The organism is Rothia kristinae (assembly GCF_016028855.1).
Taxonomy (GTDB): Bacteria; Actinomycetota; Actinomycetes; order Actinomycetales; family Micrococcaceae; genus Rothia; species Rothia kristinae.
On sequence record NZ_CP065738.1, the window covers coordinates 158,607 to 182,324 of the forward strand.

The following is a 23,718-nucleotide window of genomic DNA, read 5'->3' on the forward strand; positions in this document are numbered from 1 at the left end:
GAGCCCGGGGCGCTAGTTCGCGCGGGTGCGGGCGCGGAACGCGCGCACGCGGTCGTGGGAGTCGAGGATGACCTTGCGGATGCGGATGGCCTCCGGGGTGATCTCCACGCACTCGTCCTCGCGGGCGAACTCCAGGGACTCCTCCAGGGTCAGCTTCTTGGGCGGGGTGAGGTTCTCGAAGGTGTCCGCCGTGGAGGAGCGCATGTTGGTCAGCTTCTTCTCCTTGGTGATGTTCACCTCCATGTCATCGGCCCGGGAGTTCTCCCCGACGATCATGCCCTCGTAGACCTCGGAGGTCGGCTCCACGAAAAACGTGCCGCGCTCCTGCAGGTTGATCATCGCGTAGGGGGTGACCACCCCGGCGCGGTCGGCGATCAGGGAGCCGTTGGTGCGGTACTCGATGTCCCCGGCCCACGGCTCGTAGCCGTCGGCGTAGGAGGAGGAGATCCCGGCCCCGCGGGTCTCGGTGAGGAACTGGGTGCGGAAGCCGATCAGGCCGCGGGCCGGCACCCGGAACTCCATGCGCACCCAGCCGGTGCCGTTGTTAGTCATGGTCTCCATGCGGCCCTTGCGGGCGGCCATCAGCTGAGTCACCGCGCCCATGAACTCGTCCGGGACGTCGATGATCATGTACTCGATCGGCTCGTGGACCTTGCCGTCGATGGTCTTGGTGACCACCTGCGGCTTCCCCGCGGTCAGCTCGAAGCCCTCGCGGCGCATCTGCTCCACGAGGATCGCCAGGGCCAGCTCGCCGCGGCCCTGGACCTCCCAGGCGTCGGGGCGCTGGGTCGGCAGGACCTTGATCGAGACGTTGCCGATCAGCTCCTTGTCCAGCCGGTCCTTGACCTGCCGGGCGGTGACCTTGGCGCCCTTGACACGCCCGGCCAGCGGGGAGGTGTTGATGCCGATGGTCATGGAGATCGCCGGATCGTCCACGGTGATCAGCGGCAGGGGCTTCGGGTTCTCCGGGTCGGTGAGGGTCTCGCCGATGGTGATGTCCTCGATCCCGGCCACCGCGACGATGTCGCCCGGCCCGGCCTCGTCGGCCGGCACCCGGTCCAGGGCCTGGGTCTTCAGCAGCTCGGAGATCCGCACATTCTTGATCTGCCCGTCCTGCCGGGCCCAGGCGACGGTCTGGCCCTTCCTCAGGGTGCCGTGGAAGATGCGCAGCAATGCGAGGCGGCCGAGAAACGGCGAGGAGTCCAGGTTGGTCACGTGGGCCTGCAGCACGCCGTCGGGGTCGTAGGTCGGGGCCGGGACGTGCTCCAGGATGGCCTGGAACAGCGGCTCGAGGTCCTCGTTCTCGGGCAGGGCGCCGTCGGCCGGCTGCTCCATCGAGGCGCGTCCGGCCTTGCCGGAGGCGTAGACGACGGGCACATCCAGCACCGCGTCCAGATCCAGGTCCGGGACCTCGTCGGCCAGGTCCGAGGCCAGGCCCAGCAGCAGGTCCATGGACTCGGAGACGACCTCGTCGATGCGGGCGTCGGGCCGGTCCACCTTGTTGACCACCAGGATCACGGGCAGCTTGGCCGCCAGGGCCTTGCGCAGCACGAAGCGGGTCTGCGGCAGCGGACCCTCGGAGGCGTCCACCAGCAGCACGACGCCGTCGACCATGGACAGGCCGCGCTCGACCTCGCCGCCGAAGTCGGCGTGGCCGGGAGTGTCGATGACGTTGATGGTCACCTTCTCGCCGTGGGAGGCCGGACCCGCGTAGGTCACGGTGGTGTTCTTGGCGAGGATGGTGATGCCCTTCTCCCGCTCCAGGTCACCGGAGTCCATGACGCGGTCCTCGACGTCGGCGTGGTCGGAGAAGGCGTGGGTCTGCTTGAGCATGGCGTCGACGATGGTCGTCTTGCCGTGGTCCACGTGGGCGACGATGGCGACGTTGCGCAGATCGGAGCGCGTGGCGGTGCTGGAGGTTTCTGACATACGGGGAGTGAGCCTTCGATCGAGGATGCGTGCGGGGCGGGCCCGCGCACGCGGACTGCCGTCCCATCATACGCCCGCGCGCAACCCCTCCCCTCCCGCCGCCGCATCCCCTCAACCTCACCTCCCCCTCCCACTCATTCCCCTTCCCCAGCGCCGAGTCATCGATCTCGACCGAAAATCGCCGAATTTCCGGTCGGAAGTGATGACTCGGCGCGCGGGGTGCGGGGGCTGTCCACAGGTGGAGGCTCGGGGGTGGCGGCCCGGCAGGGGGTCGGGGACAGTGTGGGCATGGCAGCGATCCCCTCCCCCGAGCCACCCCGGGCCGACGTCGACGCCCTGACTCGCGCCGAAGCCCGCCTGCGCGGCGTCCCGGAGGCGCTGCTGCGTCGGCGCTCGACGGTGCGCCGGGATCCGGGGATCTACGCCCCGCCCGGCCACGAGATCACCGCGTGGGACGTGGTCGCCGCTTTGGCCCGGGCCATCCCGGGATCCGCGATCAACGGGCTCAGCGCGGCCCGGCATCACGGCTTCCGATTGCCGCGGCACCTGCAGGAGGATGAGACCCCGCACCTGAACACCCCGCCGCTGCGCTCCCCCGTCCGACGCCGCGGCCTGCGCAGCACCCAGTACGCCTACGCCGCCTCGGATCTCACCCGCACCCCGGAGGGCCTGGCCGTCACGACGCCGGAGCGCACCCTCTACGAGATGAGCCTGCGCCTGGGCCATGAGGATCTGGTGGCCGCCGGGGACGGGATCCTGAACACCCACGCGGACGGGTACGACGCCGGCCGCCCGCCGCTGTGCACCCCGGAGGATCTGCGTCGGTACCTGCGGGCCCACCGGGGCGCGCGGGGCATCCGCGCCTTCGACCGGGCCGTGGCGAGGATGCGCCCGGGATCGGATTCCCGCCCGGAGACCTTCCTGCGCCTGGCCTGCGAGGATCACGGCATCGACGGACTGGTCCCGGGATTCGCCGTGCGCAACACCCGGGGGATGCTGCTCTTCCAGGCCGATCTCGCCCTGCCGAGGCTGCGGCTGAGCATCCAGTACGAAGGCGCCCACCACGACCGGCCCGAGCAGGTGCGCCGCGACGTCGAGCGGGCCCGGCGCACGGCCGAGGCCGGATGGGTCGAGGTGCGCATCACCGCCGCCGACCTGCGCGAGGCGGTGTGGTGCGCGGGATCGCGGATGCCGCGCGCCGTCGCCATCATCCTCCGCGCGATCCGCGACCACGACGCCGCAGCCACCCCCAACGACGCCGAGTCATCGATCTCGACCGAAAATCGACGGATTTCCGGTCGGAAGTGACGACTCGGCGCGGGGAGCGGGGTGATGCGGGGGTCAGCTGACCTCGGCCAGCAGCTTGGCGCGCAGCTCGCGGCGCTCGCGCTGCTGATCCGGGTCCGGCAGGGGCACCGCGGCCAGCAGGCGCTGGGTGTACGCCTCGCGGGGGTGGCGCAGGATCTGGTCCCGCGGCCCCTGCTCCACGATCTTCCCGTGCTGCATCACGCAGATGTGGTCCGCCAGGGCGTCGATCACTGCGAGGTCGTGGGTCACGAACAGGCAGGCGAAGCCCATCTGCTCCTGCAGCTCCTTGAACAGCTCCAGCACGCGCGCCTGCACGGAGACGTCCAGGGCCGAGGTCGGCTCATCGGCCACCAGCAGCTTGGGCTTCAGGGACAGGGCGCGGGCGATGCCCACGCGCTGCTTCTGCCCACCCGAGAGCTCGTGCGGGTACCGGTTGCGGTAGGAGCGGGGCAGCTCCACCTGATCCAGCAGGGTCTCGATGCGGTGCTGCAGCTCAGCACCCTTGGCGACCCCGGCCAGGTACATCGGCTCGCCGATGGACTCGCCGATCGGCAGGCGCGGGTTCAGGGAGGAGGAGGGATCCTGGAAGACCATGCCGACGTCCTTGCGGACCTGGTTGATGACCCGGCGCCCGGCAGCCTTCAGCTCCTGGCCGGCCACCACCAGCGACCCCTCGGCGACATCCAGCAGCCCCACGGAGGCCCGCCCGATCGTGGACTTACCGGAGCCGGACTCCCCCACCAGACCCACGACCTCCCCGGCGTGGATGCGCAGATTCGCGCCCTCCACCGCCCGGAAGGCCGGGACCCGGCCCTGCTTGGGGTACTCCAGGGCCACGTCCTTCAGCTCCAGGACGGTCTCGCCCTCGCGGGGCGGGGCCACCTGCTGCAGCTCCACGGTGGCCGGGCGGGTGCCCTCCGCCGCGTCGTCCAGGGCTGCGTTGACGTCCAGCCCCTCGCCCTCGCCCTCACCCAGGTGCAGCACGGCCGCCAGCAGGGCCTTGGTGTACTCGTGCTGGGGGTTGCCGAAGACCTCGTGGATCTCCCCGGTCTCCACGATCCGCCCGCGGCGCATCACCGCGACCCGGTCCGCCAGGTCCGCGACCACACCCATGTCGTGGGTGATCAGGATGATCGCCGAGCCCAGCTTCTTCTGCAGGTTGCGCATCAGGTCCAGGATCTCCGCCTGCACGGTCACATCCAGGGCGGTGGTCGGCTCATCGGCGATCAGCAGCTTGGGGTCGGTGGACAGGGACTGCGCGATCATCGCGCGCTGGCGCTGACCGCCGGAGAGCTGGTGCGGGAAGGAGTCGAAGGCCTTGACCGGATCCGGCAGCTCGACGAGCTGGAGCATCTCCAGGGCGCGCTTCTTGGCCTGGGCCGGGGAGATCTCCCGGTGCAGGCGCAGGGTCTCCACGATCTGGTCCCCCACCGTGTACACGGGGTTCAGCGCGGTCATCGGCTCCTGGAAGATCACGGCGACGTCGTCACCGCGCACCTTCAGCAGCTCGCTGTTGGACTGCCCGATCAGCTCCTCGCCGTTGAGCTTGACGGAGCCGGTGACCTTCGCGTTGGAGGGCAGCAGCCCGATCATGCCCATCGAGGAGACGGATTTGCCGGAGCCGGATTCCCCGACGATGGCGAGCACCTCGCCGGCGTCGACGTGGTAGCTGATGTCCGTGGCGGCCGGCACCCACTGGCGGTCCACGCCGAAGGCCACGGACAGGTCCTTCACCTCCAGGACGCGCCCGGTGGGGTTGCCGACGACGGGCTGGGACCCGGTCTTGGTGCGGCGCCACGGGATGGCTCCGGTGCGGGGCCCGGAGCGGCGGGCGGCCCGTTCGGCGGCGCGCCGCTCGGTGCGGGTGGCGGGCCGCTGGGCGGCGGCGTCCTGGGCGGAGTCCTCGGCGGGGGTTCCGCTGGGGGTGTTCTCGGTGGTCATGGGAGCTCTCTCCTACGGGTGGAGCCGACCGGCGCGGCGGTGGCCGGGGCGGGTCGGGTCTGGGACGATGTGGGCATGGCGACGAGATATCTGCGGGAGGAGGGGGCGACCCTGCGCTCCCGTCCCATGCTGGTCCTGGTGGTGCTGGTGGAGCTGGTGCTGGCGGGGCTGCTGATCAGCGTGACGGTGCACGACGGCGCCGCGGCCGGGCTGCGGGCCTTCGGGCCGTGCGCGTTCCTGGGCTACCTGATCTGGTGGTTCCTGGCCTGGCCGTGCGTGCGGCTGAGCCAGGAGGAGATCACCGTGGTCAACCCGGTGCGCACGCACCGACTGGGCTACTCGGACCTGATCGACGTGCAGACCCGGTACGGGCTGCACCTGGTGACCCGGCACCGGCGCATCCAGGCAGTAGGCGCACCCGCCGGCGGGGCGGCCACCGCGGTGTGGGGGCAGCGCACCGCCCACATGCCGGATGATCCGCACCTGGGCTTCCGCGGCGAGGGCGCGAGCCTCATGCCCAGCGACCTGCGCTCCACCGCCTCCGGCCGGGCCGCGGAGGTCATCCGCGGCCACTGGCAGGAGCAGGTGGAGGCGGGGACCCTGCGGGAGGAGGCGGAGCCGGTCAGCACCGCCAACACCACCCAGCTGGTGATCCTGGCGGTGCTCGCCGCGGCGGCCGCGGCGGGCCTGCTGCTGTGAACGCATCGACGCTCTCCGGTTCCTAGGCGTTCTTGCCCGGTCCGACGTCGCGCACCGGCTGCTCGCTCTGCAGATCCACGTCCACGCGCCCGTCCGGGTCCAGCCCGTTCTCCGCGGAGTGGGCGGTCACGGTCTTGGCGCGGCGCGGGTTGAACTTCTTCTGCCGCGGATCGAAGGCGTCGCGCAGGCCGTCGCCGATGAAGTTGATGCACAGGCAGATCACGACGATGAACAGGCCCGGGTACCAGAACAGCCAGGAGCGGGTCGAGAACGCGGACTCGTTGGCGCTGATCAGGGAGCCCAGGGACACGTCCGGGGACTGCACGCCGTAGCCGATGTAGGACAGCGAGGTCTCGATGAGGATCGCCGAGGCCATCAGCAGGGTCACGTTCACGATGATCACCCCAACCGCGTTGGGCAGGATGTGCTTGAAGATGATCCGCGGGGCGGAGGCCCCGGCCAGGCGGGCGGCGTCGACGAACTCCCGCTCGCGCAGGGTCAGGAACTCTCCGCGCACCAGGCGGGCCAGGCCCGTCCAGGCCGCCAGGCCGATCAGCAGCGCCAGCGCGGTGATGCGCTGCGGGCCCTGCGGCAGGTGGCTGATGACCATCTGCCCGAGGACCGCGGTGAGCACCAGCAGCGGGATGATGATGACGATGTCGGTCAGACGCATCAGCACGGCCTCGACCCAGCCGCGGAAGTACCCGGAGACGCCGCCGATGACGACGCCGATCACCCCGGCGACCAGGCCGACGATGACCATCACGAACAGCGAGGTCTGCGTTCCGCGCATGACCATGGCGAACAGGTCGCGCCCGGTGGTGTCCTGCCCGAAGGGGTGCTCACCGAGATGGAAGAGCCCGATGGTGGGCTTGCCGCCGTTGGTGACGGGCATCATCTCGGAGTAGTCGTACTTCCACCAGCCGGGGATCGGGCCGAAGCCGATCGAGGAGTACGCCAGGACGATGATCAGGAACAGGATCACCAGGGAGGCGATGGCCCCGCTGTTGCCCATGAAGCGCTTGCGGACGATCTGGCCCTGGCTGAGCCCCTTGGTCTCCGCGTCGGGCTGGACCTTCTCCAGGCGCATCTCGCGGGTCTCGGTGGTCGGCTCCTTCGGCTCCGGAGCCTGCGATGCATTCGTGGCGCTCATGCTTTCACCCTCACGCGCGGGTCGAGGACCGAGTAGAGCAGGTCCGCGACGAGATTGAAGACCATGGCGGTGATGCCGGTGATCAGGAAGAAGCCCATGATCGGGTAGATGTCCAGCTGGCCCAGGGAGTCGTTGAACAGGTTCCCCATGCCCGAGAAGCCGAACACCTTCTCCGTGATGACCGCGCCGCCGATGATGCCGCCGATGTCGAAGGCCACGAGGGTGGCCAGCGGGATCAGCGCGTTGCGGAAGGCGTGCTTGACCACCACGGAGCGCTCCGAGACGCCCTTAGCCCGGGCGGTGCGGATGTAGTCCTGGGACATGATCTCCAGCATCGAGGCTCGGGAGTACCGGGAGTAGGAGGCCAGGGCCAGCAGGGTCAGGGCGATGGTCGGCAAGATGAGGTGGGTGTAGCTGTCGATCCCGGTGATCCAGAAGTCCCCGGACATGCCGGGAGTCGCGGAGTTGGCGGTGGCGATGGGCCGTCCGGAGATCCGGCCGTCGCGCATGTACGCGGGCCAGGACTGCATGAACCGGTCCAGCACGACCAGGCCCGCGACGATGAAGGCGGTCCACATGGCCACCTTGACGGACTGGCCGAGGTCGTAGGTCTTGCGCAGGCGTCCGACGACCCAGCCGATGCCCGCCCCGATGAGCAGGGTGAGGATGCCCAGCAGGAGCATCATCAGCCAGGTCGCGCGGTTCAGCAGCGGCTGGATCGGGAAGTAGAGGGCCAGACCGACGATCACCGAGGCCAGCCCGGCGTAAAGAGCTGTGCGGTTGCGCAGCCCGGCCAGGAGGAAGGTGAAGGCCACCGCCGTGAGCACCCCGAGGATCGCGATCAGCGGCAGTCCCAGGGAGGGGCGGGCGAACCAGCGGGTCACGCTGAGGAAGATGAGGATCGCGAAGGTCAGCGCGAAGCCGAAGAGCCCCAGCAGGACCCGGGTGCGCATCCTGCCATAGGAGGCGAGGAACCAGATGATCCCGGCGACGAGCCCCACGGCCGCCGCGCTGGCCACTCCGATGGTGGGGTTGCGCAGGAAGTTGTTGAAGCCGATGGCCCCGTACTGCTTGAGCAGCACCGCGATCCAGAAAGAGGGCAGGGAGTAGCAGACGAAGGCGAGGAAGGTGATGCCGTAGTCCAGAGTGGAGTACTGCCGCAGCGCGGCGACCACACCGAGGGCCACGCCGATGATGATCGCCAGGATCGTGGCGGCGGTGATCAGGGTCAGGGTCTGCGCGATCGCGCCCTTGAGGGCGTCGGTCACGGCCTGACCCTGGAAGGTGGTGCCCAGGTCGCAGGTGGTGCCCAGCGGGTTGAGGCAACCCAGGGCCCCGCCGAGCCACATGAAGTAGCGCGGGATCAGGGGAACGTCCAGATGCAGGGCCTTCTCACGGGCGAGCATCTGGGACTGGGCGGTGGGCGAGGGGTTCTCGCGGAACTCCTGGAGGGGGTCACCGGCGTAGGTGACCAGAACGTAGACGAGGAACGTGGCGGCGAACAGGATCAGTACCGCGGCCACGAGCCTTCGGACGGTGTACATCAGCATGGCGGCATCCGTGGGGTGGGAGGGAAGCGGGCATCGCAAGCGCGATGGCGGGCGTCAGCGGCGGCTTCTCGCCGGTGACGCCCGCCCGGTGCGGCCGGGCTCCCTGGGGTGCCGGCCGGTTCGTCACGTGCTCGCGACGGTGCGAGGTGGGTTCAGGACGGGATCAGTTTTTGATGTCCCACTTCTCGACGTTCCACCACACCTGGGTGCTTCCGGGGTTGAAGGTCACGTTCTCCACGTTGTCCTTCACTCCCACGACGCCGGCCTGCTGGAACAGGGGGAGGCCGTAGGAATCATCGAACAGATCCTTGTCGATGCCGATGGCGAGGTCCTTGACCTTGGCATCGTCCCCGACGGTGGTGCGGATCTCGTCGGCCTTCTTGTTGACGTCCTCGTTGTCGTAGCCGTTGTAGTTGCCGCCACCGCCGGCCGCGAAGATCTGCCCGTAGGAGGAGTGGCCCACACCCGGGGAGGTCCAGCCGAACAGGGAGGCGTCGTAGTCACCGCCCGGCAGCTTCTTCGACCAGTCCGCAGCACCCAGGTCCTCCACGTTGAACCCGGCCTTCTTGGCGGACTCCTGGATCATCTGGAAGATGTCCGCGCGAGCCTTGTTGCCGGAGTTGTACAGCAGGCGCACGGTCGGGGTCTTGCCGCCGAGCAGCTCCTTGGCCTGGCTGATGTTGGCGTCCATGTCCGAGGAGGGGAACTCGCTGGAGTCGTTCTTCTCCACCGCGTCCTTGTACTCGTCCTGGGAGCTCACGTAGACCTGGGAGTCCAGGACCTCGGCGTCGGAGTTCATCGGCTTCATCAGCTTGTCCACGATGGACTGGCGCGGGATGGTCAGCAGGAAGGCCTTGCGGGTGTTCTCATCCTTGAACACGTCGGAGTTGAAGTTCAGGTCCACGTGGTCGTAGAGCAGCTGATCCCCGGTGAGGGTCTTGACGCCGTCGGCGTCCTTGAGCTGCTGGATCGTGTCCACGTTCGCCTGCGGGGAGATGACCTGCACCTCGCCGTTATTCAGGGCCTGGAGCTGGCCGTTGGCGTCGCCGATCGAGCGCATGGTGATCTCGTCGATCTTGGGCGCATCCCCGGTGTACTTGTCGTTCTTCTCCAGGGTCACGGACTGGTTCTCGACGATGTCCTTGATCTTGTAGGGGCCGCTGGCGACCAGCAGGTCCTTGTCATCGGGCATCTTGGTGGTGTCGAAGCCGGTGTTCCAGGCATCCGCGATCTTGGACAGCTGCTCGTTCTTCTCGCCCGGCTTGGCGGAGGTCAGGGTGTTCACGAGGTCGTCCTCGCTCATCCCGGCCTTCTTGGCGACCACGTGGGCGGGCAGGCGGACGTCGAAGGCGGTCTCCCAGTCGATGTACGGCTTGGAGTAGGTCAGGGTCATGGTGCGCCCGTCATCGCTGAACTCCGGCATGCTGGTCAGGCCCAGGCCCTCGCTGTCCCCGGCGTAGTCGAAGAACTGCTCGCCGTTCTCGCCCTCGCCGTTGAAGTGCCCGGACTGGGAGGCCCAGGCCAGCAGCAGGTCGCCCTTGTCGATCTTGTTGCCGTCGGACCACTGCTGGTCCTCGTTGACCGTGTACTTGACCTTCAGGGGGTTGTCGGAGATCTTCTCGAAGCTGCCGAAGTCGTCGTTGTGCTTGACCTCGAGCTGGTCCGTGATCGAGTAGAAGCCGTTGTGGGTGGCCGTGGCGATCTTGCTGTTGATGTCCGTGTTGCCGGACGAGGAGTCGGTGTTCAGGGACGAGAAGGTGTTCAGCTCGGCCACCGAGATGGACTTGGTGGAGCCGCTGTCCCCGTCGCCGCCGTTGTCGGTCGATGCGCAGGCGGAGAGGGCGAGGGCGGAGACCGCCGCGACGCCGAGGGCCTTGGAAATGCGGGAGAAGCGCATTTCGCCTCCTAGAGGGGTCGTACGAAGTGACTCGTGGTGGGTGTGCCGCATCCGCCGTCGGCGGTCCATCCCGTGGCTCGGCGGTGGCCGATGCCATGTGAAGGGCAACACATGTGTGAGTATCGTAAACCAACTTCGTTGCCGGCGTGTAACCGGCGACGTTCGCATGTCGCCTCGGCGTCATCCGACGTCCCCGGCGACGCCGAAGGGCCCGCCGGCGCCCTCCCCCGCTGGGGTGGGCGACGGCGGACCCTTCGGACTCACCGGCGGATCAGGCGCGTCGGGGTCGGATCAGGAGTCCGATCCCTGCTCACGCTGCTGACGGCGACGCCGGGTCCGCTCCCCCGGGCGCGCCACCTGGGTGCGCCGGGCGAAGGTGGAGGTCCAGTCGTGATCCACGGAGGGATCGTCGGGGCTGGCCGCCACCGTCGCGTTGCGCTCGCCCAGCTGCTCCTCCAGCTGCGCGAGGTTCTCCACCATGCGCCCGTTCACGGTCTCCGAGATCTCCTCGGTGAGCTCCTGGCGCACCTGACGCCGCTGGGCGCGCACGTACAGGTTGTGCTCCTCGCTCAGCGACTTGAACAGGGAGATGCACATCAGGCAGATCACCACGGAGAACGGCAGGGCCGTGAGGATGGAGACCGTCTGGATGGCGTTCAGCGAATCCGTGCCGCCCGCCCACAGCAGGGCGGTGGCGGTGCCGCCGGCCACGAACACCCAGAACACCCGCACCCAGGTCTTGGGGTTGGGTGAACCGGAGGAGGAGATCATGCCCAGCACCAGCGCACCGGAGTCCGCCGAGGTCACGAAGAACACGATGATCAGGATCACGCAGCCGATGATCAGGGCGGTGGAGGCCGGCAGGTCCTGGAGCATGGTGAACAGCACCGAGTCGCTGGACAGGTCGGCCAGGCCGCCCTCGCCGAACAGCTCCTGGTGCAGGGCGGTCCCGCCCATCACGGCGAACCAGAAGAAGGACATCGCGGCCGGCACCAGCAGCACCGCGAAGACGAACTCGCGCACGGTGCGCCCGCGGGAGACGCGGGCGATGAACATGCCCACGAAGGCGGACCAGGAGATCCACCAGCCCCAGTAGAACGTGGTCCAGGCGCCGACGAAGTCCTCGCCCGCCTGCCCGTCCAGGGCGAAGGTGGAGAAGGTCATCTGGATGACGTTCTGCAGGTACGCGCCGATGGACTGGACGAACTCGCGCAGCAGGAAGATGGTGGGGCCCATGATCAGCACGAACAGCACGATCACGGCGGCCAGGATGAGGTTGCCGTTGGACAGCCACTTCATGCCCTTCTCCAGGCCGGTGACCACGGAGAACAGGGTCACGGCGGAGAGCACCACGATGATGAGGGTGTAGCCCCAGTTGCTGGTCAGGTCCACGTGCAGGAAGCCCATGCCGGAGGCGATCTGCATGACGCCCAGGCCCATGGAGGTGGCCACGCCGAACAGCACGCCCACCAGGGCCACGACGTCGATGACGTCACCCCACACGCCGTTGATGCGCTTGCCCAGCAGCGGCTTCAGGGCGAAGCGGATGGACAGGGGCATCTTCTTCCGGTGCGCGGCGTAGGCGATGGCCATGCCGACGATCACGTAGATGGCCCACGGGTGCAGGCCCCAGTGCAGGAAGGAGTAGGACATGCCCGCCTGGGCCACCTGCTCCCGGGTGCCGGTGACCTCGGGGGCCGGGTCCAGGTAGTGCGCCAACGGCTCGGAGGCGCCGTAGAACACCAGGCCGATGCCCATGCCGGCGGCGAACAGGAAGGCCAGCCAGGTCATGAAGGAGTAGTCCGGGGTGGAATCATCCGGGCCGAGCTTGATGTCGCCCAGCCGGGAGAAGCCCAGGTACAGCGCGAAGATCACGAACACGGCGACGATGGCGGTGTAGTACCAGCCGAAGTAGCCGATGACGTCGGTCTGCAGGGCGGAGAAGACCTCGTTGGCCTGCTCGGGGAACGCCAGGGTGATGCCGATGAACAGGGCCATGAGCACGGCCGCCGGGATGAACACGCGCTTGTCGATGTTGCCGCGCTTCATCTTCTCGGCCAGCCGGTCGGGCACGTCGCCCACGCTCAGGTCGGGTTTGCGGGTGAGGAAATTAGCCATGGAGCACCTGTATTCGCACCTCGAGGTTCAGGATCGATGGAGGATGGACTGCCGCACCCGCCCCGCGGGGCGCGCGAGCGCCCCTCGCGGACGCAGACGGCGCGCCGATGCCCTGCGGGCACGGGCGACGACCGCCCGATACGCGGGTGGGTACCGAACTACGGTAGCCAACCATCAGCAGGCTTCCAAACGTCCGCGGGAAAGGGTGAGCAAACTCGCCCCGCTCCCGCGCCTCGCCCGAGACGCGTCATATCCGGCACCGGGTCCGTGCGTCGGGGCCCCCGCGGGAGGACAATGGCCCCATGAGCGATAACCTTCCCGACATCACCCAGTCCCCCGCCTGGCAGGCCCTGGCCGAGCACCACCGCGAGCTGACCCCGGATCTGCGCGGCTGGTTCGCCGCGGATCCCGAGCGCGCCGAGAAGCTCACCGTCACCGCCGGGGACCTCTACGCGGACCTGTCCAAGAACCTCATCACCGAGCAGACCCGGGACCTGCTGCTGCAGCTGGCCCGCACCGCCGACGTCGAGGGCCGACGCGAGGCCATGTTCTCCGGCGAGCACATCAACGTCACCGAGGACCGCGCGGTGCTGCACACCGCGCTGCGCCGCCCCGAGGGCTCCTCCCCCGCCCTGGAGGTGGACGGGCAGAACGTGGACGAGGACGTGCACGCGGTGCTCGCCCGCATCTACGACTTCGCGGACCGGGTGCGCTCCGGGGAGTGGACCGGGATCAGCGGCAAGCGCATCGAGACCGTGGTGAACATCGGCATCGGCGGCTCGGACCTGGGCCCGGTCATGGTCTACGAGGCCCTCAAGCCCCTGGCCCAAGAGGGCCTGTCCGCCCGGTTCATCTCCAACATCGACCCGACCGACGCCGCGGAGACCGTGGCGGACCTGGACCCGGAGACCACGCTGTTCATCGTGGCCTCCAAGACCTTCGGCACCCTGGAGACCCTGACCAACGCCCGGGTGTGCCGCACCTGGCTGCTGGAGCGCCTGCGCGAGTCCGGCGCCCTTGACGGCCAGGACGACGCCGCGGCGGTCGCCAAGCACTTCGTGGCCGTGTCCACCGCCCTGGACAAGGTGGAGGCCTTCGGCATCGACCCCGCCAACGCCTTCGGCTTCTGGAGCTGGGTGGGCGGGCGCTACTCCGTGGACTCCGCGATCGGCACCATCCTGGCCGTGGTGCTGGGTCCGGACGTCTTCGAGGAGCTGCTGGCCGGCTTCCACACGATGGACGAGCACTTCCGCACCGCAGCACCCGAGGCCAACCTGCCGCTGCTGATGGGCCTGATCAACGTCTGGTACGTCAACTTCTGCGGCGCGGACTCCCACGCGGTGCTGCCCTATGACCAGCACCTGCACCGCTTCCCCGCCTACCTGCAGCAGCTGACCATGGAGTCCAACGGCAAGTCCGTGCGCTGGGACGGCTCCCCGGTGACCACCGAGACCGGGGAGATCTTCTGGGGCGAGCCCGGCACCAACGGCCAGCACGCCTTCTACCAGCTGATCCACCAGGGCACCCGCCTGATCCCCGCGGACTTCCTGGCCTTCGCCGAGCCCGCGCACCCCACCCGCGACGGCGACGCCGACGTGCACGAGGTGTTCCTGGCGAACTTCTTCGCCCAGACCAAGGCCCTGGCCTTCGGCAAGACCGCCGAGGAGGTGCGCGCCGAGGGCACCGAGGAGTCCGTGGTGCCGGCCCGGGTGTTCTCCGGCAACAGGCCCACCACCTCGATCATGGCCCCGAAGCTGACCCCGTCCGTGCTGGGCCAGCTGATCGCCCTGTACGAGCACATCACCTTCGTGGAGGGCACCATCTGGGGCATCGACTCCTTCGACCAGTGGGGCGTGGAGCTGGGCAAGCAGCTGGCTCAGCAGCTCACCCCGGCCGTGGCCGGAGACCGGGAGGTCCTGGCCGAACAGGACGCCTCCACCCGCGGGCTGATCGACTACTATCTGAACCACCGCAAGTAATCCCGGTCACCCCCGGTGGACGACGGCGGCCGGTCTCGCAGCAGCGCGGGACCGGCCGCCGGCGTCTGCCGGAGGAGGCGCAGAGAAGGCCCCGCGACCACGAGCACCGAGGACCCACCATGACCGAGAACCCCCAGCACGGCCGCCCCTCTCCTGATGCCCGGCAGCCGTCCGCACCCTCCGGCGCCCCCGCGCCATCCCCGCAGCAGGGGGCCTACCAGACGGCCCCCGCCGGATACGGCGGCCCCCAAGTCCAGGGCGCAGGTCCCCGCCCCGGGGTCGGCATGGGCCGGGCCCTAAAGAACTGGTGGGGCTACAAGTTCCAGGGGCACGGCCGGGCCTCGCGCTCCGAGTACTGGTGGGTGGCCCTGGCCCTCGCCCTCCTCAGCGCGGTGCTGCTGATCCTCATGATGGTCATCACCTCCGCGACCGCGGAGCAGATCACCAGCTACAGCCAGCACAGCCAGTACGGCTACTACTCCGGGACCGACGTCCGGCTCAGCGGCGTCGGCATCGCCACGACGCTGATCACCACCGTGATCCTGCTGGTGCTCGGCCTGCTGACCATCCCCCTGCAGGTGCGCCGTCTGCACGATGCGAACATGAGCGGCGGCTTCTGGTTCCTCAGCCTGGTCCCCTTCTTCGGTGGGATCATCCTGCTGGTCCTGATGTGCCTGCCGTCGAATCCGCAGGGGCAGCGCTTCGACACCCCGGAGGACATCGGCCGGCCCTAACAGCAGCCGTCCCCCCCCCCCCGGCCGGCCGCCTGCCGCGTCCACGCCGAGGCCGCCCGCCCCCGGAAGCGCGTCTTCCGGGTGCGGGCGGCCTCGGCGTATCCTCAGTCCTCCAGCAGGCTGCCTACGGCCAGGCGCACCCCGTGGTCGATCCGATCCTGGGGCATCTGGCGGGTGTCCGGGACGTGCAGGAAGCCGGCCCGGGACACGCCCAGCCGCTCGGCGCGGGCCAGGGCCTCGAACATCACGCGGTTGCACACATAGGTTCCGGCCGTCTCCGAGATCCGGGCGGGCAGGCCCGCCTCCTGCCAGGTGCGGAGGATCCGCCGGATCGGCAGGGAGGAGAACAGGGCCGCGGGCGCGGCCGGGTCGATCCACTCATCCCGCGGCTGCGCCCCGGTGTTGTCCGGGATGCGCGCATCGGCGCAGTTGAGGGCGACCCGCTCCACGCACAGCTGCTCCCGCCCCACGGCCACCCCGAGGCACACCACCGTCTCCGGGCGGACTTCCCGGATCGCCTCGACGAGGGCCCGCGGTGCCGCCCGGTACTCCACCGGCAGGATCCGGGCGCGCACCCGCGGCAGGGCCTCCGCCGCGGCCAGGGCCGCACTGCGGCTGGGGTTCTCGCTCAGCCCGCCGAAGGGCTCGAAGCCGGTGACCAGCACGGTCCCGCCGCCATCGCGCTCCGGTCCCCCGGCGGGACCGAACCGGTGCGGGCACGAGTGCCCGTCGGCCTCCGCTGCGGCGGGCTCGCTCGTGTCATCGGCTCGGCTCGCGTCGTCGGCTCCTCTCATCCCACGAGCCGTACTCATCCGAGCAGCTCCGGGCGCACCCATTCTGCCCCGCGCACGTGGCGGTCCGCGAAGGCCAGCACGGTCTGGTACCACAGCCGGGAGTTGCCGGGCTTGAGCACCCAGTGGTTCTCATCCGGGAAGTACAGGAAGCGGTGCCCCAGCCCGGGGTCGGTGCGTCGGCGCAGGTCGGCCCACAGCAGGTGCGCCTGGGAGACGGGCACCCGGTAGTCCAGGTCCCCGTGGATGACCAGCATCGGCACCTGGATCCGATCGACGAAGCGGCTCGGGTCGTTCTCGGGCCCCTGGGCGCCGTCGCGATCGAACAGCCACTCCTGCCACACGCCGTTGTCCGTGGTCCGGGCCATCACGTCGGTGTCCCACAGGGAGGCGTGGGTGACGATGCACCGGAACCGGGTCCCGGTGTGCCCGGCCAGCCAGTTGGCCATGTACCCGCCGTAGGAGCCGCCCAGAGCCGCGGTGCGCTCGGCGTCGACGTCCTCCCGTTCCTGCGCCGCATCGGTCAGGGCCAGGACGTCGCGGTAGGGCTGCCCGTCGAGGGCGTCCGTGCCGCGGTCGATCATGTCCTGGCCGTAGCCGGTGGACAGCGCCGGATCCGGCAGCAGCATCGCGTAGCCCGCGGCCACGAAGGGCCAGGGGTTCCACCGCCAGGTCCAGGAGTTCCACGAGCCCCAGGGGCCGCCGTGCACGAAGACCAGCAGCGGATGCGGCCCCTGCCCCTGCGGCAGGGCCAGCCAGGCCCGGATCGTCGCGCCGTCGTCGGCCCGGGTGCTCACCTCCTCCAGGCGCCCGACGCCACGGGTCACCGGGGCCGCTGCCGGCAGGGCGGTGACCTCGGCAGGTCCCTCCTCCGGCACGTCCAGGGCCACGGCCTCGGCCGAATGGTCCACGGCGTCGCGCAGGGCCGCCAGGCGTCCCGGCCCGGTCACGGTCAGCGCGGAGAAGTGCGCCTGCTCCTCGGTCAGCCGCCGGGCGCAGGGCTGCCCCACGCGCGTGGCCCATACCGCCCCGCGCCCGCGATCATCCGAGGTGAACACGAGGGTCTGCTCGTCCAGCCAGAGCGGGTTCTCGGGCCAGCGGTCCAGCTGCGGGGCCACCGGGGTGCGCTCGCCCGTGTCCAGCTCCAGGACCTCGGCCGAGACCTTCAGGGACTGCCCCGGCAGAGACTCCCGGTACCGCAGCAGCACCAGCCGGGACCCGTCCGGGCTGAACGGGCCCGGGGCGAAGGAGGTGGATTCCGCCTCGGTCTCGGCCTCCGGGTCCGCGGGCAGCGCCAGCGGGCGCGGGGCGGATTCGTGCTCCAGGTCCACCAGCCACACCCCGGTGCGCACGTGGATGCCGCGGCGCACCGCGGACACGGCCACCGCGGCGGTGCGGCCCTGCGGGTCGGGTTCGAAATCCTCGAGGCGGCCCTCGGGCATCCGGATCCTCCGCGCCGCGTAGTCGGGGGCGTCGGCGGTGAACAGGTCGGGCTCGCCCGGGCCCAGGTCGTGGTCCCAGGAGCGCACCGGGAAGGACTCGTGCAGCACCCCGGAGACCTTCTGCTTCCGACGGCGGGCGCTGAGCTCGTCGTGGGCGCCCTCATCCGGCGCCGAGGGCAGCACCGGGGCGGAGAACACGAGACGACCGCCCCGCACCCGCAGCTTCCCGATGCCGCCGGCGCGGCGCAGCACCGGTCGGGCCTCCCCGCGCGGGGGCAGGGCCCACAGGGTCTGTTGGGAATCGTCCTCGGCGGCCTCGTCCTCGCGCTCCAGGCTCAGCCACGCGGTGCCGTCCTCGCCGACCTCGTGCAGGCGTGCCCGGGCGCCTGGCTGGGTCAGCGCCTGCGGCAGGTCCTCGGCGGGGACTCCCGGTGCGGCCAGCAGGTGCACCGCGGTGCGCCAGGAGGCGCCGTCGGGATCCAGGGACTGCACGGTGGCCAGCACGGTGCCGTGGCGGTTGGCGGCCAGCCCGGTCAGGCGGTCCGCGGCGAACAGGTCATCCAGGGAGGTGATCGGCTGGGTCATGGCTCACACTCTAGTTCCGGGCAGCCCCGGCAGGACGCAGTCGCGGGTCAGCGGCGCCACGTCCGGGCGGGTCATCGCCTCCTGCGGGCTCAGCCACAGCAGCTCCTCGATCTCCGCGTGCGGCTTCAGCCGGGCGAGCTGACCGACGTGCCGGGTGGATTCGGTCCAGGCGAAGACCTCCCCGATCAGCCGGTGTCCAGCCTCGTTGGCCGCGGCGGTCTCATAGCGACCCAGCGGGGCGAGCTCACCGAGCGGGATCCTCAGCCCCAGCTCCTCGCGGATCTCGCGGGCCGCGGTGGCCTCCGGTGCCTCGTCCCGCTCCGGTTTGCCGCCCGGGAGCATGAACGCGGCGGTCCCGCGCTTGCGCACGGACAGGAAGCGGCCGTCGCGGTCGGTGATCAGCACGGCGGAGACGGTGATGGTCGGCATGGGCTCCACCCTAGTCATCCGACTCCGCTCCGGGAGGCCCTGCGGCGTCAATCCCGGGGGCGCCCGGTCGAGGCCGCGGAGGACTCCGTGGTGGTGGTGGCGGTGGTGACGACGCTGTAGTTGGCCTGCTTCACGTGGGCCTGGCTCGCCTCGGCGGGGCTGAGCGCACCGACCCCGCCCACGGCGAGCAGGGCGATGGCCCCGACGCCGCTCAGGCGGCGCAGCAGCGAGGTCCGCCGCCGGCCGGTGGTGATCCGGGTCTTCGAGGCGCCGAAGTCGGGCTCCTCGCGGCGGGTGGTCGAAACGGGGGTGGTGGATGCGGTGGTGTTCATGTCCTCCACGATCCTCAGGAAGGCTGTGCTCGGGCTGTGCCGCGGTGCTCCGCTTCCCTGTGCGTCCCCGCCCGCCTCGGAGCGGCGGCGAGGAGGCGGGCTCAGCGCCGGTGGCGGCAGAAGTCCCGCAGCACCACGGCCTGGTTGTGCTCCTCATCCTTCGCGGCGTAGACGAAGGTGACCGTCTCCTCTTCGGGCAGCCCGTCCAGGGCAGCCTGCTGCTCCGTCCCGCGCAGCTCCTCCCGGTAGCGGCGGGAGAACTCCTCGAAGCGCTCGGGGTCGTGCCCGAACCACTCGCGCAGCTCGGTGGAGGGCGCCAGGTCCTTGGCCCACTGGCGCAGCCGCGCGGCGTCCTTGGCGATCCCGCGCGGCCAGATCCGGTCCACCAGGACCCGGGCGCCGTCGCTCTGACTCGGCTCGTCGTAGATCCTCTTGATGCGATAGCTCGTCATACCTCCACGCTAGGCCCGCGGGTCTCGACGCGCAGGTTCCGTGACGCGAGCCCGAAACGCGGCGTCAGAAGCGCGGCGCCCGGAGCGCACCGACCCCGGGTGAGCGGCCGCACATCCGGTATATTGGCCGGCGGAACCGAACCTCCATCGACGCAGGGAGCATGTCGCCTCATGGCAAAGATCATCTACACCCAGACCGACGAAGCGCCGCTGCTGGCCACGTACTCGTTCAAGCCGATCGTGGAGGCCTTCGCCTCCACCGCCGGCGTCGAGGTGGAGACCCGCGACATCTCCCTCGCCGGGCGCATCCTGGCCCAGTTCGCGGACCGGCTGCCCGCCGAGCAGCGCGTGGACGACGCCCTGGCCGAGCTGGGGCGCCTGGCCCAGACCCCGGAGGCCAACATCATCAAGCTGCCGAACATCTCCGCCTCCCTGCCGCAGCTGAAGGCCGCGATCGCGGAGCTGCAGCAGAAGGGCTACGACCTCCCGGACTACCCGGAGGAGCCCGGCACCGAGGAGGAGACCGAGATCCGCGAGCGCTACGACCGGGTCAAGGGCTCGGCCGTGAACCCGGTGCTGCGCGAGGGCAACTCGGATCGGCGCGCCCCGCAGTCGGTGAAGAGCTACGCCCGCAAGAACCCGCACCGCATGGGAGCCTGGTCCCCGGAATCCAAGACCAACGTGGCCACGATGGGCCACGACGACTTCAAGTCCAACGAGCAGTCCGTGGTGCTGCCCGCCGATGATCGACTGACCATCCGCTTCACCGGTCAGGACGGCACCCAGCGGGTCCTCAAGGAGGGTCTGAAGGTCCTGGAGGGCGAGATCGTGGACGCCACGGTGCTGCGCGCGGCGGCCCTGGACGAGTTCCTCCGGGAGCAGGTGGCCCGCGCGGCCGAGGAGGACGTGCTGTTCTCCGTGCACCTGAAGGCCACGATGATGAAGGTCTCCGACCCGATCATCTTCGGCCACGTGGTCCGGGCCTTCTTCGCGGAGGTCTTCGAGACCTACGGCGAGCAGCTGGCCGCCGCGGGCCTGTCCCCCAACAACGGCCTGGCTGCGATCCTCAACAGCCTGGATGCCCTGGATGAGGACACCGCCCGCGGGGTGCGCGAGGGCATCGAGCGCCGCCTCGAGGAGGGTCCGGCGCTGGCCTACGTGGACTCCCACAAGGGCATCACCAACCTGCACGTGCCCTCGGACGTCATCGTGGACGCCTCGATGCCGGCGATGATCCGCACCTCGGGGCACATGTGGGGGGCGGACGACGCCGAGCACGACACCCTGGCCGTCATCCCGGACTCCTCCTACGCCGGGGTCTACCAGACCGTCATCGAGGACTGCCGTCGCAACGGCGCCTTCGATCCCACCACCATGGGCTCGGTGCCCAACGTGGGCCTGATGGCCCAGAAGGCCGAGGAGTACGGCTCCCACGATAAGACCTTCGAGATCCAGGGCGAGGGCACCGTGGAGGTGCTCGACGCCGCCGGGAACGTGCTGATGAGCCACGAGGTGCACCCCGGGGACATCTGGCGGGCCTGCCAGACCAAGGACGTGCCCGTGCGCGACTGGGTCAAGCTGGCCGTGCGCCGGGCCCGGGAGTCGGACACCCCGGCCGTGTTCTGGCTGGACCCGCAGCGCGCCCACGACGCCAACCTCATCGCCAAGGTGGACGAGTACCTGAAGGAGGAGGACACCGAGGGGCTGGATCTGCGCATCCTCTCCCCGGAGGAGGCCACCCAGTTCTCCCTGGACCGCATCCGCGAGGGTCAGGACACCATCTCGGTGACCGGCAACGTGCTGCGCGACTACCTGACGGACCTGTTCCCGATCCTCGAGCTGGGCACCTCCGCGAAGATGCTGTCCATCGTCCCGCTGATCAACGGCGGCGGGCTGTTCGAGACCGGGGCCGGCGGCTCGGCGCCCAAGCACGTGCAGCAGCTGCTGGAGGAGAACCACCTGCGCTGGGACTCCCTCGGCGAGTTCCTGGCCCTGGCCGCCTCCTTCGAGCACCTGGCCTCCAGCACGGACAACGCCCGGGCGAAGGTCCTGGCGGACACCCTGGATGCGGCGACCGGCCGTTTCCTGGAGGAGAACAAGTCCCCGTCCCGGAAGGTCGGGGAGATTGACAACCGCGGCAGCCACTACTGGCTGGCCCGCTACTGGGCCGAGGAGCTGGCCCACCAGCAGGCCGACGCCGAGCTGGCCCACCAGCAGGCCGACGCCGAGCTGGCCCGCGGCTTCGAGCGGATCGCCCGGGAGCTGGTGGAGAACCAGGAGAGCATCGAGCAGGAGCTGCTGCAGGTGCAGGGGCGGCCGGTGGAGCTCGGCGGGTACTACCGGCCGGAGGATGAGCAGGCCGAGCCGGTGATGCGTCCCTCCGCGACGCTGAACGCGATCATGGATCGGCTCACGGCCGCCTGATCGACCGAGCACCGCATCTGAAAAGACCGGGGGAGGTGGTTCGCCGAGGGGTGAGCCCCTCCGCCGGCCGCGTGCGGGCCCGTATTCTGGGAGGCATGAGCGAGACGAACCACGAGAACCAGAATGCCGCCGGGAACGGCCCGGAGCAGGAGACCATCGGCGCGGGCTCCGCGCAGAACACCAGCCTGGAGCGGGAGCCGCAGGAGTGGACCACCGGGGATGAGCCGATGACCGACGCCCAGCGCAGCTACCTGGACACCCTGGCCAAGGAGGCCGGTGAGGAGCTGCCCGCGGATCTCACCAAGGCCCAGGCCTCCGAGCACATCGACCGCCTCCAGAAGACCAACCCCCGCGCCCAGGGCTGATCGCCCGACACCGAGCCCGGCGGCCTCGACGGCCGGCACCCGCTCACAGACGGGTGCCGGCCGTCTCGCGTGCCAGCAGGTAGGTCAGCCCGCCCAGGCCCAGCAGCGCCCCCATGATCGTGAAGGCCGGAGTGATCGCGGCCTGCGTGGCCGCCGGGCTGACGAGGTTCCCGGAGCCGGAGACCAGGGCCAGCAGCATCGGCCCCACGACCTTCCCGCAGGCGCCCAGCCCGTAGCCCAGGCCCAAGCCGCTGGCGCGCACCGGGGTCGGGAACAGCTCCGCCCCGTACGCGTTGAGGATGCCGAAGGCGCCGTCGCCGAACAGCATGATCGCCGCCATCGCCAGATAGAACACCCCCACCGGGCCCAGCTGAGCGGACCCGGCGTGCGCGGCCCACAGGCTCGCCGCGGCCCCGCCCAGCCCGCACACCAGCAGCACCGGGCGCCGGCCGACGACGTCGGCCAGGCGCGCCGCGGCGAGCCGGCCCACGAGGGAGGCCAGGGAGATCCCGATGAACCACCGGGCCGCCTGGGCGGGGGTGATCCCCTGGACCTGCACCAGCAGGGTCTGGCCCCAGGACTGCACGGTCACCGACCCGGTGACGAAGCAGAAGGTGCCCACCGCGACGATCGCCAGGACCCAGCGATGACGGGTGAGGATCTCGCGATACGGCGCGGGACGCTCGGGCTCGGGCTCACCGGCCGGCACGGGTGCCACCTGCTCCACCGGCAGGCGCAGGGCCCAGGCGACGGCGGCCCGGGCCTGGTCCTGCCGACCCCGGGCGGCCAGGAAGCGCGGGGACTCCGGCACCCGCAGGATCCACACCACCAGCAGGATCGGCGTCGCCCCCAGCGCCATGAGCCCGCGCCAGGTCAGCGGCTCCAGCAGCAGCCACGTGCTCACCGAGCCCAGCAGCAGCCCCACCGGGATGAACACCGAGGCCAGTCCGGACAGCCACCCGCGCCGGGAAGCCGGCACGAACTCCTGGATCCACGGGATCGAGACGATGTTCAGCCCGCCCACCCCGATGCCCACCAGCAGGCGCAGCCCGACCAGCAGGGCCCACCCGCCGTCCGGGGTGAGCACGGACAGCCCGGTGAACACCGTGAAGATCAGCACCGTGGCCACCAGGGTGCGCCGGCGCCCGATGACGTCGGAGACCCTCCCCCACAGGATCGCGCCGATCATCGTGCCGATCCCGGAGGCCAGCAGCACCAGCGCAGACTGCCAGAAGGTCAGCCCCCAGGGCTTGGTCAGGTCCGAGACGATGAACCCGATGAGGAACATGTCGAAGAACTCGGCCGTATTGGCCAGCACGGCCAGGAGGATCAGGGATCGCTGCCTCCCGGTGAGGGCGGCGGCGTCGATCTGGGCGAAGGCATCGATCTCCCGGGATCCTGCGGGGCCGCGGCTTGCGGGCCGGAGGGGTTCCGGGTCCGCAGGCTGGCCGGGATGGTCGCTGCTGCTCGGGGTGGAGGGCACGGTGAGTTTCTCCCGGGATGGGGTGCGGTGCTGGTGGGATGCGGACAGGCGCAGACCCCGCCGGACCTGTGCGGTCCGACGGGGTCTGGGCCTGGGGCCGCCCGCGC

18 protein-coding genes are annotated in these 23,718 nt (G+C 70.2%); 6 read left to right on the plus strand and 12 right to left on the minus strand.

All coding sequences use genetic code 11. The features are described from left to right. Positions 1-12: 12 nt before the first annotated feature. Positions 13-1,929, minus strand: coding sequence for a translational GTPase TypA (gene typA / locus I6G21_RS00680; protein ID WP_055684472.1), 1,917 nt, complete (start codon positions 1,927-1,929; stop codon positions 13-15). A gap of 288 nt (positions 1,930-2,217) precedes the next feature. Here typA and I6G21_RS00685 point away from each other — a divergent pair, with 288 nt between their 5' ends. Continuing rightward, positions 2,218-3,237: a hypothetical protein gene (locus I6G21_RS00685; RefSeq protein WP_129357411.1), complete on the plus strand. Its 1,020-nt coding sequence runs from the start codon at positions 2,218-2,220 to the stop codon at positions 3,235-3,237. A 33-nt stretch (positions 3,238-3,270) separates the two neighbouring features. Here I6G21_RS00685 and I6G21_RS00690 read toward each other — a convergent pair whose 3' ends face one another. Continuing rightward, positions 3,271-5,178 carry an ABC transporter ATP-binding protein gene (locus tag I6G21_RS00690; RefSeq protein ID WP_129357410.1) on the minus strand — a complete coding sequence of 636 codons (1,908 nt, stop codon included), beginning with the start codon at positions 5,176-5,178 and terminating at the stop codon, positions 3,271-3,273. Between the two features lie 75 nt (positions 5,179-5,253). Here I6G21_RS00690 and I6G21_RS00695 point away from each other — a divergent pair, with 75 nt between their 5' ends. Further along, positions 5,254-5,877 (plus strand): PH domain-containing protein, encoded by a 624-nt coding sequence (locus tag I6G21_RS00695; protein ID WP_129357409.1) that lies wholly within the window; start codon positions 5,254-5,256, stop codon positions 5,875-5,877. A gap of 22 nt (positions 5,878-5,899) precedes the next feature. Here I6G21_RS00695 and I6G21_RS00700 read toward each other — a convergent pair whose 3' ends face one another. The 4 genes from I6G21_RS00700 to I6G21_RS00715 form a co-directional block, all read right to left on the minus strand. Beyond that, positions 5,900-7,030, minus strand: a complete 1,131-nt coding sequence (locus I6G21_RS00700) for an ABC transporter permease (RefSeq protein ID WP_408015181.1) — start codon at positions 7,028-7,030, stop codon at positions 5,900-5,902. Continuing rightward, positions 7,027-8,580, minus strand: coding sequence for an ABC transporter permease (locus tag I6G21_RS00705; RefSeq protein WP_129357408.1), 1,554 nt, complete (start codon positions 8,578-8,580; stop codon positions 7,027-7,029). Before I6G21_RS00705 ends, I6G21_RS00700 begins: the two co-directional genes overlap by 4 nt. 163 nt (positions 8,581-8,743) lie before the next feature. Further along, on the minus strand, positions 8,744-10,477 hold the full coding sequence (locus tag I6G21_RS00710) for an ABC transporter family substrate-binding protein (RefSeq protein WP_055684476.1): 1,734 nt from the start codon (positions 10,475-10,477) through the stop codon (positions 8,744-8,746). Between the two features lie 291 nt (positions 10,478-10,768). Further along, positions 10,769-12,595 (minus strand): BCCT family transporter, encoded by a 1,827-nt coding sequence (locus I6G21_RS00715; protein ID WP_100463099.1) that lies wholly within the window; start codon positions 12,593-12,595, stop codon positions 10,769-10,771. Between the two features lie 302 nt (positions 12,596-12,897). On the opposite strand from I6G21_RS00715, the gene pgi reads away from it, so the two are divergent. Next, positions 12,898-14,574, plus strand: a complete 1,677-nt coding sequence (pgi, locus tag I6G21_RS00720) for a glucose-6-phosphate isomerase (RefSeq protein ID WP_129357407.1) — start codon at positions 12,898-12,900, stop codon at positions 14,572-14,574. A gap of 119 nt (positions 14,575-14,693) precedes the next feature. Beyond that, positions 14,694-15,308 (plus strand): DUF805 domain-containing protein, encoded by a 615-nt coding sequence (locus tag I6G21_RS00725; protein WP_058743725.1) that lies wholly within the window; start codon positions 14,694-14,696, stop codon positions 15,306-15,308. Between the two features lie 104 nt (positions 15,309-15,412). Here the strand turns inward: I6G21_RS00725 and I6G21_RS00730 are convergent, their stop codons facing one another. From I6G21_RS00730 to I6G21_RS00750, 5 genes are all read right to left on the minus strand, one after another. Beyond that, complete coding sequence (locus I6G21_RS00730) at positions 15,413-16,102, minus strand: pyroglutamyl-peptidase I family protein (protein ID WP_055684480.1); 690 nt, start codon at positions 16,100-16,102, stop codon at positions 15,413-15,415. 14 nt (positions 16,103-16,116) lie between these two features. Next, on the minus strand, positions 16,117-18,126 hold the full coding sequence (locus I6G21_RS00735; protein WP_129357406.1) for a S9 family peptidase: 2,010 nt from the start codon (positions 18,124-18,126) through the stop codon (positions 16,117-16,119). A gap of 3 nt (positions 18,127-18,129) precedes the next feature. Then, complete coding sequence (locus tag I6G21_RS00740) at positions 18,130-18,555, minus strand: NUDIX hydrolase (protein WP_064724936.1); 426 nt, start codon at positions 18,553-18,555, stop codon at positions 18,130-18,132. Between the two features lie 47 nt (positions 18,556-18,602). Beyond that, positions 18,603-18,887 carry a hypothetical protein gene (locus tag I6G21_RS00745; protein ID WP_129357405.1) on the minus strand — a complete coding sequence of 95 codons (285 nt, stop codon included), beginning with the start codon at positions 18,885-18,887 and terminating at the stop codon, positions 18,603-18,605. Positions 18,888-18,988: 101 nt separating this feature from the next. Beyond that, positions 18,989-19,339 carry a DUF488 domain-containing protein gene (locus tag I6G21_RS00750; RefSeq protein ID WP_055684484.1) on the minus strand — a complete coding sequence of 117 codons (351 nt, stop codon included), beginning with the start codon at positions 19,337-19,339 and terminating at the stop codon, positions 18,989-18,991. Positions 19,340-19,510: 171 nt separating this feature from the next. On the opposite strand from I6G21_RS00750, the gene I6G21_RS00755 reads away from it, so the two are divergent. Together I6G21_RS00755 and I6G21_RS00760 are read left to right on the plus strand one after the other, a co-directional pair. Further along, positions 19,511-21,763, plus strand: coding sequence for an NADP-dependent isocitrate dehydrogenase (locus I6G21_RS00755; protein WP_129357404.1), 2,253 nt, complete (start codon positions 19,511-19,513; stop codon positions 21,761-21,763). A gap of 95 nt (positions 21,764-21,858) precedes the next feature. Continuing rightward, positions 21,859-22,128, plus strand: a complete 270-nt coding sequence (locus I6G21_RS00760) for a DUF3072 domain-containing protein (protein WP_129357403.1) — start codon at positions 21,859-21,861, stop codon at positions 22,126-22,128. A 43-nt stretch (positions 22,129-22,171) separates the two neighbouring features. On the opposite strand, the gene I6G21_RS00765 is transcribed toward I6G21_RS00760, so the two are convergent. Beyond that, positions 22,172-23,611, minus strand: a complete 1,440-nt coding sequence (locus tag I6G21_RS00765; RefSeq protein WP_224799859.1) for an MFS transporter — start codon at positions 23,609-23,611, stop codon at positions 22,172-22,174. Positions 23,612-23,718: the final 107 nt, after the last annotated feature.